Raw genomic sequence first — 10733 nt, forward strand, 5'->3', positions numbered from 1 at the left:
ATATAGCAGTCGCCAGGGCAGGCGCGGACATGACAAAAGTCTCAAACCTAAGTAAGCGCAAGAGTTTGACTTCTGACTTCTGACTTCTGACTTCTGACTTCTGACTTCTGACTTCTGACTTCTGACTTCTGACTTCTGACTTCTGACTTCTGACTTCTGACTTCTGACTTCTGACTTCTGACTTCTGACTTCTGCTATACCTCAAATTTTTTATCCCTTGAACCTTCATAATTCCTTCATAATTCCTTTGTAATTCCTTTATAATTGTTGGTCGAGGAGATAATGCTTAGTGAATGAAAGCCGAAATCCCGTGGTAATTTTAATGGCAGATGATGATCCGGATGATTGTCTGTTGGCAAGGGAGGCTCTCTTAGAGAGTCAGTTGACCAATGAACTATACTTTGTCAGTGATGGCGAAGAATTGATGGATTATCTATATCACCGTGGTAAACACACGCAGGCGAGCATGTCCCCTCGTCCAAGTTTAATCCTACTGGATTTGAACATGCCGAAAAAAGATGGTCGTGAGGCCCTCATAGAAATTAGGGCTGATCCTAATCTACGAACTATACCAGTTGTGGTGCTGACTACCTCAAAGGCTGAAGAAGATATTTATCACAGTTACAACTTAGGAGCAAATTCTTTCATCGTTAAGCCTGTCACCTATAGTTCCCTAATTGAGGTGATGCAAACGTTAAAAAAGTACTGGTTGGACATCGCCGAATTGCCCCCCGAAGGGAATAGACTGCCATGAGTAAATGCTCACAACCGAAAGCTGAAAGTTCTGATGTTTCTTATGATGTTTCTAGTGTACCACTAAAGACTGATCCACTCAGGACTATTTCCAAAACCGACCCTCATCAATGTTCGTTGATCACAAACCTGGCAAATTGCTTACCCAAGTCAGAACTTAGAACTCTCGATTCTCCACTAATTTCCTTCTATTCCTATGGTACCAGACCAATGTACAACCCTTTGGTTAACGTATTACTCGTTGATGATGACGAAGATGACTATATTCTAACTCGTGATTTACTGTTGGAAAACCAGAAGGCTAGATTTAGCTTGACGTGGGTGGCAACCTATGGTAAAGGCTTAGAAATGATTGGTCAGAACCACCATGATGTTTATCTACTAGACTACCGTCTTGGTGAGCATAATGGACTTGAACTCCTGCGTGAAGCCATTGCCAGGGGGTGTACAGCACCGATTATCCTCCTAACTGCTCAGGGAGACCATGAGGTTGACATGGAAGCCATGAAAGCTGGGGCAGCAGATTACCTAGATAAGAGTCAACTCAGAGCACCTTTACTAGAACGTTCCATCCGCTATGCCCTTGAGCGCCAGCAAGCCCAACAAAAAATTCGGGAACAAGCAGCGTTGTTGGATGTGGCAACGGATGCCATTCTGGTTCGGGATCTAGACAATACTATCTCATTTTGGAATAAAGGGGCAGAGTCTCTATACGGTTGGCACGCAGCAGAAGTGATTGGAAAAAAAGAGCATTTACTGTTGTACGAACAAGCACCAGCTGAGCTAGCCGAGGCAGACCAAAGTGTTGCCAAAACAGGGGAGTGGTATGGTGAGTTGAATCAAGTCACCAAAGATGGCAAAGAAATTATTGTTGAAAGTCGCTGGACTTTGGTGGAAAATTCTCAGGGACAGCCCAAATCAATCTTGATTGTCAATACTAATATCACTGAGAAGAAACAACTCGAAACCCAGTTTCTCCACGCTCAGCGCATGGAGAGCATTGGTACCTTAGCTGGGGGCATTGCCCATGATTTGAACAACTTATTAGCTCCTATTCTAATGTCTGCTCAATTGTTGCAGCTGAAAATCTCAGATCAGCGGCATTTACAACTCCTAAAAACTGTAGAGAATAATACTAGGCGGGGGGCTGGTTTAGTCAAGCAAGTTTTATCGTTTGCTCGGGGTGTTACAGGTAAACGAACGGTTTTACAAGTCAGGCATTTAATTCGGGAAATTCGCCACATTATCCTAGAAACATTTCCCAGATCCATTGAACTGTCTACGGATATAGACCCTAATCTTTGGTCAGTATCTGGGGATGCCACACAACTGCACCAAGTTTTGATGAACCTCTGCATCAATGCTCGTGATGCTATGGTTGATGGTGGAACTTTGACATTGTCTGCTCAAAATATTTTTTTAGATCAAAACTATGTCAGGATGCATATTGATGCGGATGTAGGTCCCTACATTGTGGTGACCGTTGCTGATACTGGTATTGGTATTCCCTTGAAAATACAGCCAAGAATTTTCGAACCATTTTTCACTACTAAAGAAATCGGTCAAGGTACAGGACTGGGTTTGTCTACGGTCAGAGGTATTGTTAAAAGTCACGCCGGTTTTGTGAATGTGTATAGTGAAGTGGGCGTAGGTACTAACTTTAAAGTATATTTGCCAGCAGTAGAACACTCCCCAATTCCTGCCGAGGAAGAACTAGAACTACCCAGAGGAAACGGTGAGTTGATTTTAGTGGTGGATGACGAAGCCGCTATTGGTGAGATTACCAAGACGTCCTTAGAAAACTATGGCTATAGGGTGATGAGTAGCAGGGATGGTAAGGAAGCGATCGCACTCTATAGGCAACATCAGGATGATATTAGCTTGGTGCTGATGGATATGATGATGCCGGTTATGGATGGACCAACAACTACCCTTCAATTGCGAGACATTAACTCGCAGATCAAAATTATTGGTATCAGTGGGTTGCCTATTAGCGATAAAGTCGATGCGGCGGCTGAAGCTGGAGTTAAGACCTTTTTGTCTAAGCCTTACACGGTTAAGGAATTATTGCAGGCTATTGATGGTGTGCTTAAAGGTCATTAATTGTGGTGAGTACAAAGTTCTGGGTTTTTGGGAACAGCGGATCTGGGAATAGGGAATAGGGAATAGGGAATAGGGAATAGGGAACAGAAACATTTATTACCCTTTACTTCGACTGCTATAATTGTCAATTGTAATTTTTAATTGTTGATTTTATTTGTTAATTTTAATTATTAAGTTTAATTGTTAATTTCCATTTTCCATTTTCCATTTGCATAGCTTTTGCGTTTAAAACTTGACTAAAACTTGACTAAAACGTGACGATTACAGGGGCATGGTCGCTAGGTTTATCTAGTTTTCTCGGTTCTATGTCAATGGTACAACTAATCGCTTGATTGTAAAGATTGGGGGTTAGGTAGATATGGTCAATGCGCCAACCTCGATTACCCCGAAAGGCACGGGTGCGATAGTCCCACCAACTAAAATTACCCCCTTCTTTGGTAAATTTGCGAAAGGCATCCGCTAACCCTAGGTCTAAGACCGATTGTAGGGCTTGACGTTCTACTGGGGACGCCATGATGTGGTTTTCTTTGCCTTTAGGATCATGGATATCCCGGTCTTCTGGGGCAATATTAAAGTCCCCACATACACAAAGTTCATGGGACTGTTGTTCTAGAATACTGTGTAAATAGTCCCGCAGTATCTTCAACCAACGCAGCTTGTAGTCGTACTTCTCACTGTTCACGGAAGCCCCATTGGGAACATAGAGGTTAACAATGCGGACGCCGTCTACTATAGCGCTAATCACTCGCTTTTGTTCATCTAAGTCCCCGACCTGAGCAGTATCCAACACCGCAGCAAAGCCCGTACTTACGTCTGTGGCTGGTTTCCGGCTAAAAATGGCTACACCATTATAGGATTTTTGCCCAGAAATATAAAGGTAATACCCCAATTCTTCAAAAAGCGATCGCGGAAACTGGGCATCCACTACTTTAGTTTCTTGCAGGCAAAGCACATCTACTTGGGTCCGTTGCAACCAATCTATTACTTGAGCTTGGCGACTCCGAATTGAGTTGACGTTCCAGGTAGCGATTTTCATTAGTCCTACAGGTGATTAGATTTAGTCTAGAACAGAGAGCAACTACATCTACGCCAGCATTGGCCAGTAGGATATAGATACCTTCCACTCAGACACGAAAACCAGACTACCATAGTTTTAAACAAGCTAGTTTAGCGGTAAAGGAATAGATATCACCTCGGACAGATTAAAGTAAACCCCTTCAACTAGTTTGAAGGGGTTTATTACAGTTTTTTATAACAGTTGATTAGGAGCTCGAAGTTGTTTTGAGTAATGGATAATCGGGCTTTAGGTAATTTATTATATTACCTGTTACCTGTTACCTTTTAGATTTGGCCCTGTATAAATTGATGTTCTGCCACCAACCTCGCTAACTCTGGCAACAAAGCCAAGTTACGAGGTCGCTGGAGACGATAAACACTACACTGATTGGCAAGCTGAGCACACTGAAGAAGATGGGATGCTTTCTCAGAGTCAAATAAGCTGTTGAGACGGGAATGACGGGATAGTTCCATCACCGCCTCCTGAAGTTTCAGAGACTTAATACTCAACTGTGAACCTGAAACCAGTACATAGATGCACCGGATTGGTAGTAGCGCTTCGGTCAAATCCTGATTTAACCGATAGCCAGGTTTATTTAACTTCGGTACCAGCAGAGCCAGCTTATCCTGGTCATATCCCAAAACCCCAGCTACTTCTCGACTTAGTTTAATTTGAGGAAAGCTAGGAGCAACTTTCGCTGTCCCCTGATTCAACGTCACAGGTGCAACATCATCAGTGATGATTCTGTATCCCTGAGTATGGAGTGCAGCAGCAATTGAAGACTTACCCTCACCGGAATTACCCAAGAAAACAACCGCACCACCATTAATATTGACTACACTGGCATGTAGCACCAACAATCCCCGCTGATAGAGCAGAATCGCCATCACAGTTCCCACTAGAGCCGTTTGAATGCGGCTAAGGGAGGCTTCTGCTGCGGGAATGATCGTAATCCTGTTTCCCCTCTGTACCAGAAACAGCCCTGTGTCTTTGAGATAAATCACCGCCTCCTCTGGACTCAACTGCAAAGCCATCGGCTGCTGGATAACTTCCTTTGGAATGTAGTCAGTGATTTTGCGATTCGGCGTTCGCGTAGCGTGGCCTACGGCCTCAGCCGTTCCCGTTCGCGCAGCGTCGCCTACGGCGAAAGCGTGGCCTACGGCCTCCGCTACGGGAACGCATCCCGTACTGTAATCATTACTCTGAATGTGAATCGTAACATCACACTCTACTTCTGCTGGGATAAACTCTGGGATTGGTAGCGCCGAGTGAATTCCCAAACCATAAGCAACATAGGAAAACAGCTTTTGCTTTTTGCTACCCAAAGGTTTGCAATCCAGTGATTGGCTGTCAATTTCAGAGATATCGCCAACTAAACAGTTAGATATTGTTTTAGATATTGTGCCATCCAAACTCATAATTAATTTCTCAAATAACTATTGCGCGTAGATGCAATCACAAGAAACGGATACAGTAGTTTCTTGACTCCCCTTGATCAGCCATTTCAGTTCAGAAATTACCTTTGCATCCGTTGCTCAAGTCTAATTCTAGGGGCGCAAGGCTTTCGCTCTAACTATATGTAGCTAAATTTTAGCTATTATGGTTTAGTAATTAGCTTTTTAATGTGACAATAAAGCAGCCTTTGTTTAGCAAATTATCGTTAACAAAAATTAATAAATTCCTGAACTTATCAGATTCATGACTTAGGCAATACAAACGTAAAACCAAGTAGTTTAGCTTTTATTCATTTCCCGAAATCCCCTTTAATTAGGAGGACTTGTGAGGGTTACCATCATTGACTTAACAGCTAGTACTGATTCCAGATACCATCCTAAATTTTGGTTCACAGTCCATAGCTCATGAATCTAATTGCAGATTCTCACCCCGGTAGCCTTTAGACTGTCTTAAGCGGATTAATCTTAAGCGGATTAAGATTGATAATTTTAGCGCTTCAATTCAATTAAACTTTATCCTAATTAATCGATTTTTTCCACAATTACCTAAAAAATTAACAAAACTTAAATTATTTAACCAAAGAATATCTCTAAAGATCAGCTAAAAAAAATAGCCATTATTAGACTATTTACAAATAAGTTGTAAACCTATATCGGTAATTTTTTATAATCAAAAAAACTCGGTATTCCTTACCCCTGTTAGCAGATACCGAGTTTCCTGTTACCTAAAGAGTTTAATTTTATGTTCACATCTCAAATGGAAATGCTATAGCAGTTCTCAATTGGGTGAGGTAGATCGTTGTAGGGAGTAGGGAGTAGGGAGTAGGGAAGTCAGAAGGAAAGCATTCAGCAGTCAGCGGTCAGCGGCCAGCTAATGCCCATAGCGCATTAGCTGATAGCTGATAGCTGACCTTCAAGTTACCGATAATTTTTAGCCTGAGTTTCAAACAAATGGGCATAAGTACCATCTAACTGCATCAGTTCCGCATGGGTACCGCTTTCTACAATTGAACCTTGGTCCATCACATAGATCCGGTCAGCCATTTTCACAGTAGATAAGCGATGGGTGATCAGAATAGCAGCTTGATCTTCGATCAGTTCGCGGAATTTCATAAACACCTCGTATTCTGCCTTAGGATCCATAGCAGAGGTAGGCTCATCTAATACAATAACCTGAGAGTCTCGTAGAAAAGCTCGTGCTAAGGCTATTTTCTGCCATTGACCAATACTAAGTTCTTCCCCTTGGTCAAACAATTTGCCCAGCATGGTATTATACCCTTGGGGCAAACTAGTGATAACATCATCAGCACCAGAACGACGAGCAGCATCAATAATAGTTTCGTGATCTCGTGGTAAATCAATGTCCGCTAACCAGATATTTTCCTTAGCGGTGAAATTATATTTAGCGTAGTCTTGGAAAATCACACTGATTTGGCGGCGTAAGTCAGCTATTTTAAAATTGCGGATATCAATCCCATCAATGGTGATGCTGCCAGCGGTTGGATCGTACAAACGACACAAAAGTTTAATTAAGGTTGTTTTACCGGAACCGTTTTCTCCCACTAGCGCTATAGTTTCCCCTGGTCGCACCGTGAGGTTGATGTTTTTAAGTGCCTGACGAGTTGTAGTACCGTATTGGAAACTAACATGATCGAAAACAATACCACGGCTCATGGAGTGGGGAATTGGTTTGGGATAAGTTGGTTCAACAACGTTAGGTTTTAGATCCAGAAATTCGTAGAGGTTAGCTAAGAATAAATTATCTTCATAAAGACCAGATATACTAGTTAATAACCCTCGAATATTATTTTGTCCCCGCTGCAACGCTTGGTGATACAGCACTAAATCGCCTAAGCCCAAATCCCCATGGACAGTTTGATAGACAATAAAGCCATAGACAGAAAAGATTAACATTCCGGCAACGGCTTGAGCACCAAAGTTAGCAAAGGAGCGTCCAGTGGCAATGGCTACTTTTTCCTTATAGAGTTGCTCTCGGATGCGACGATACCAGTCAGTAAAGAAAACCCCTAAATCAAACAACCGAATTTCTTTAGCAAACTGGTCTGAGGTTAGCATGTAACCCAAATACATGGATTGCCGTTCCATGGGTGTTTTTTTACGCTGCCAACGATAGATAACCCGAGAGTATTTTACCCGTACTACCATCGCGGGCATAGCAGCAATAAATAAAATCCCAGCAATTCCCCAATGGAGGGAGAGTAATAAACTCACCATCGCCAACAAGGAAATACTATTTTGAGCTATCTGTGTGAGACGATTTAGGACTCGGGGCGGTCGGTAGGGCGCTTCTTGTTGAGCTCTTTGTAATGTATCGTAGTATAGGGCATTTTCGTAGTACTCTAAGTCAGCTTCTAGGGATTTATCATGAATAATCCCTTGCATGTAGTCAGTCACCCGCTGAGAATGAGCAGTATTGACTACTTCAGCTAAGGAGTTCAAAAGAGTAGTGACAATAGTAACTGTACCGGCTAAGATTAGGAAAAGTAAAACATCACGAAATACGGCTTGTTTATCAGTATTAAGTAATCCGTCAGTTACTGTATCAATAATTAGTTTTGTAAGATAAATTGATAGTAGAGGTAATATCCCCTGAACCAGCAAAATTCCTACGCGAGCTACTGTCCAAAAGGGACTGCTTTGCCAGACTAGACGCAGTGCAGGCAAAAGGCGTAATGTTTGCTGGATTTTTTTTCTTAAAGTTTTGCCTGCTCCCATTTTTTGTGTTAAGGTTTAGAGGTTAGAAGTATACTATTGATGCGATCTTTTTTACTACTATCAGAAGTAGTGATTTCTTCGATATCTTTCTCCACCAAGGCCACTAGATCAGGAAGTTCCATTAGATTAGGCTTTCTGGTGAAGCGACAGATAGATACAGTCTTGATTAGATTGGCGCATTGACGCAGATGAGTACTGACACAGTCTCGAGCAATTAGCACATCTACATCACGGCTATGACGGACTAGTTCAGGGAACGCTTGTTGAGGCGTTAGCTTGGTAATCTGATGTTGGTCTCCCTTGGCCAATACATAGAGTCGCTTCAGGGGTACAGCAGTGCGTTGAAACCCATCACTGAATGTGTAGGAAAGCTTTGGTGCGTTTGGGTAAAGAGGAGGTAAGCTGTTAGAATTGTGTCCTAGAGAATCCGCTGCTGATGGCCAAAGTTTAATCTGAGGGAAGCTAGGAATAATTAAAGGATAGCCGTCATCAAGGTTGACAGGCATAACATCATCAGTTATTACTTGATAACCCTTCCGATGAAACGCTCCTGCTAAGGTGGATTTACCCCAACCTGACCCACCCATGAATGCGATCGCTTGATTGTTGACCACAATGCTGCTAGCATGGAGTACTAGCAATCCCCTCTGTCGCAGCACCACAGACATACAAGCTCCAAGGATGTTAGGGCTGAGCTTGGACTGGTCTACTCCTGTCACAGGTTCGATAGTAATCTCTCGCCCATCTTCAATCAAAACCTTTGCTTTGCCATGCAATTCCCCAAGGACACGGTTGCTCCAATTGGCTGTTTCTGGAGGAAGATGACTCAATTTCCCTAAACGTATGATCACATCAGGGGGTCCATGAGATTCCAATAGCTCAGGTAAGGGAATCTCTGAATGAATACAAAGGTTGTAGGCCGTATAGATGTACATGATTGATACTTAGGAGCAGGTTAAACTTGATGGGAGAACTTGATAGCAAAAAAGGCGTCCCCTAACTCTAGCCAAGACCCTTCTGCTGAGTCAGTGTTGCAGCACTAACGAGTTGGGGGATGATCTTGCTAGTAGTAGATAATTTAGTACTAGATAATTTAGTAGTAGATAATTTAGTAGTAGATAATACCTTTGTCGCCCTTGGTAATGGCGCTACTCATATTCAGTACTTACCATCACCAGTGCTAATCGTATTACTGTAGTTTGAACGGATCACAATTATTATTGTTATCGCAGTCTAGGCTGCTTGAGCCATCTGATTCAGCTGCGGGATTAGCCAAATCACCATTGAAAATCAGCACATCTAACGTAGTACTAACTCCAGTTATTTGGGTGAGCTGCTCAATAGTGCCGTGAACAATCATCTCTGGTGTAGCGTAGCTCTTTTCCATGGTGTTACTTTGCTTTTGCTGACGGTAGCTTAAGGTAGTTACACCCTGATTTGAACTATTGATTAGTCAGCATCAATAGTAGTAATTGTGTTACGGTTGTTTAAACTCAACACAATTACCATTATTGCAGTCTAGGCTCTGTGAGTCGTTTGATTCAGCTGCGGGATTAGCCAAATCACCATTGAAAATCAGCACATCTGAAATCCGATCAGGTCCATTGATTTCGGTGAGCTCCTCAATAGAACCGTGAACAATCATCTCTGGAGTAGTGTAGCTTTTTAGCATGGTGTTACTTTCCTTGTACTTATTGTGGTTTAAGGTAGTCACACCCTGAGTTAAACTATTGATTACTCATCAGTAGTAATCCTGTTACGGTAGTTGGAACGGAGAACAATTACCATTGTTATCGCAGTCTAGGCTGCTTGAGTCATCGGATTCAGCTGCGGGATTATTCAAATCACCATTGAAAATCAGGACATCTGCCATCCGATCAGGTCCACTGATTTCGGTGAGCTCCTCAATAGAACCGTGAACAATCATTTCTGGTGTAGTGTAGGTTTTTAGCATGGTGTTACTTTTGTTGTAGTTATTGTGGTTTAAGGTAGTCACACCCTGAGTTAAACTATTAATTACTCACTGTCTTGATGCAGTCGCTCATGGGGGAAACCCCCAAGACCGCGCTGCATCGCTAATTACTCACTATCACCAGTAGTAGTTGTGTTACTATTGTTTGAACGGATCACAATTACCATTGTTATCGCAGTCTAGGCTGATTGAGTCATCTGATATAGCTGCGGGATTATTCAAATCACCATTAAAAATCAGGACATCTGCAATGCGATCAGGTCCACTGATTTCGGTGAGCTCCTCAATGGTGCCGTGAACAATCATCTCTGGTGTAGTGTAAGTTTTTAGCATGGTTTTACTTTCCTTTTGCTGATAGTAATTTAAGGTAGTTACAGCCTGAATTGGACTTACGGTGTTTCTTGGTTGTGCCCAAACCAGAATTCCAAGTAGATTCCCTGCCAAGTTAGACTTAGGGTGTCACTTGGGTGCGGTCAAGCCACAAGGCCAAGATGATTCCCTGCCAGACTGTCATGCAGTCTTTTTCTCGCACCCTGCCTCCTGAGGTCATGCGTCGATGAACTTGTCTCAGAAAGTCTGTGTCAACGTACCCTTCAATGAGTTCAAGCTTATTCAAGATCACGTCGTCGAATACCTGACGATTTAGGGTGAGCAGACC

General features: G+C 42.6%; 13 protein-coding genes and 1 pseudogene. 3 read left to right on the forward strand and 11 right to left on the reverse strand.

Going from position 1 to position 10733, the window contains the following annotated elements; genetic code table 11:
• On the reverse strand, positions 1–205 hold a 205-nt coding region (locus F6K49_RS29780), incomplete at its 3' end, for a hypothetical protein (RefSeq protein WP_293102406.1).
• A gap of 84 nt (positions 206–289) precedes the next feature.
• Here F6K49_RS29780 and F6K49_RS29785 point away from each other — a divergent pair.
• Both F6K49_RS29785 and F6K49_RS29790 read left to right on the forward strand, forming a co-directional pair.
• Positions 290–754 (forward strand): response regulator, encoded by a 465-nt coding sequence (locus F6K49_RS29785; RefSeq protein WP_364305338.1) that lies wholly within the window; start codon positions 290–292, stop codon positions 752–754.
• Positions 751–2856 (forward strand): response regulator, encoded by a 2106-nt coding sequence (locus F6K49_RS29790; RefSeq protein WP_293102409.1) that lies wholly within the window; start codon positions 751–753, stop codon positions 2854–2856. The genes F6K49_RS29785 and F6K49_RS29790 overlap by 4 nt, the downstream gene beginning before the upstream one ends.
• Here the strand turns inward: F6K49_RS29790 and F6K49_RS29795 are convergent.
• The 5 genes from F6K49_RS29795 to F6K49_RS29815 form a co-directional block, all read right to left on the reverse strand.
• Complete coding sequence (locus tag F6K49_RS29795) at positions 2853–2984, reverse strand: hypothetical protein (protein ID WP_293038927.1); 132 nt, start codon at positions 2982–2984, stop codon at positions 2853–2855. The genes F6K49_RS29790 and F6K49_RS29795 overlap by 4 nt on opposite strands.
• Before the next feature lie 119 nt (positions 2985–3103).
• Positions 3104–3892, reverse strand: coding sequence for an exodeoxyribonuclease III (xth, locus tag F6K49_RS29800; protein WP_293038956.1), 789 nt, complete (start codon positions 3890–3892; stop codon positions 3104–3106).
• A 305-nt stretch (positions 3893–4197) separates the two neighbouring features.
• Entirely contained in the window at positions 4198–5331 is a 1134-nt protein-coding gene (locus F6K49_RS29805) for a hypothetical protein (protein WP_293083405.1), read from the reverse strand.
• Between the two features lie 954 nt (positions 5332–6285).
• Positions 6286–8103, reverse strand: coding sequence for an ABC transporter ATP-binding protein (locus tag F6K49_RS29810; protein WP_293021203.1), 1818 nt, complete (start codon positions 8101–8103; stop codon positions 6286–6288).
• An 8-nt stretch (positions 8104–8111) separates the two neighbouring features.
• On the reverse strand, positions 8112–9038 hold the full coding sequence (locus F6K49_RS29815) for a hypothetical protein (RefSeq protein WP_293021202.1): 927 nt from the start codon (positions 9036–9038) through the stop codon (positions 8112–8114).
• A gap of 119 nt (positions 9039–9157) precedes the next feature.
• On the opposite strand from F6K49_RS29815, the gene F6K49_RS29820 reads away from it, so the two are divergent.
• Positions 9158–9301 (forward strand): hypothetical protein, encoded by a 144-nt coding sequence (locus tag F6K49_RS29820; protein ID WP_293038935.1) that lies wholly within the window; start codon positions 9158–9160, stop codon positions 9299–9301.
• Here the strand turns inward: F6K49_RS29820 and F6K49_RS29825 are convergent.
• From F6K49_RS29825 to F6K49_RS29845, 5 genes and pseudogenes are all read right to left on the reverse strand, one after another.
• The gene (locus F6K49_RS29825; protein ID WP_293021199.1) at positions 9293–9490 is read right to left on the reverse strand and encodes a lasso peptide; all 198 of its coding nucleotides are present in this window, start codon (positions 9488–9490) and stop codon (positions 9293–9295) included. The genes F6K49_RS29820 and F6K49_RS29825 overlap by 9 nt on opposite strands.
• 90 nt (positions 9491–9580) lie before the next feature.
• Complete coding sequence (locus F6K49_RS29830) at positions 9581–9775, reverse strand: lasso peptide (RefSeq protein WP_293021197.1); 195 nt, start codon at positions 9773–9775, stop codon at positions 9581–9583.
• Between the two features lie 84 nt (positions 9776–9859).
• Positions 9860–10057, reverse strand: a complete 198-nt coding sequence (locus F6K49_RS29835) for a lasso peptide (protein ID WP_293021195.1) — start codon at positions 10055–10057, stop codon at positions 9860–9862.
• Between the two features lie 156 nt (positions 10058–10213).
• Positions 10214–10408, reverse strand: coding sequence for a lasso peptide (locus tag F6K49_RS29840; protein WP_293038936.1), 195 nt, complete (start codon positions 10406–10408; stop codon positions 10214–10216).
• 118 nt (positions 10409–10526) lie between these two features.
• Positions 10527–10733: pseudogene (locus F6K49_RS29845) on the reverse strand (asparagine synthetase B); the annotation flags it as partial.

It is taken from the genome of Moorena sp. SIO3I6 (assembly GCF_010672095.1).

Excerpts from the sequence above, each read along its gene's own strand:
- F6K49_RS29790 (WP_293102409.1), top strand. The coding sequence starts at position 751 with ATGAGTAAATGCTCACAACCGAAAGCTGAAAGTTCTGATGTTTCTTAT.
- xth (WP_293038956.1), bottom strand. The coding sequence starts at position 3,892 with ATGAAAATCGCTACCTGGAACGTCAACTCAATTCGGAGTCGCCAAGCT.
- F6K49_RS29805 (WP_293083405.1), bottom strand. The coding sequence starts at position 5,331 with ATGAGTTTGGATGGCACAATATCTAAAACAATATCTAACTGTTTAGTT.
- F6K49_RS29810 (WP_293021203.1), bottom strand. The coding sequence starts at position 8,103 with ATGGGAGCAGGCAAAACTTTAAGAAAAAAAATCCAGCAAACATTACGC.
- F6K49_RS29815 (WP_293021202.1), bottom strand. The coding sequence starts at position 9,038 with ATGTACATCTATACGGCCTACAACCTTTGTATTCATTCAGAGATTCCC.
- F6K49_RS29820 (WP_293038935.1), top strand. The coding sequence starts at position 9,158 with ATGATCTTGCTAGTAGTAGATAATTTAGTACTAGATAATTTAGTAGTA.
- F6K49_RS29825 (WP_293021199.1), bottom strand. The coding sequence starts at position 9,490 with ATGGAAAAGAGCTACGCTACACCAGAGATGATTGTTCACGGCACTATT.
- F6K49_RS29830 (WP_293021197.1), bottom strand. The coding sequence starts at position 9,775 with ATGCTAAAAAGCTACACTACTCCAGAGATGATTGTTCACGGTTCTATT.
- F6K49_RS29835 (WP_293021195.1), bottom strand. The coding sequence starts at position 10,057 with ATGCTAAAAACCTACACTACACCAGAAATGATTGTTCACGGTTCTATT.
- F6K49_RS29840 (WP_293038936.1), bottom strand. The coding sequence starts at position 10,408 with ATGCTAAAAACTTACACTACACCAGAGATGATTGTTCACGGCACCATT.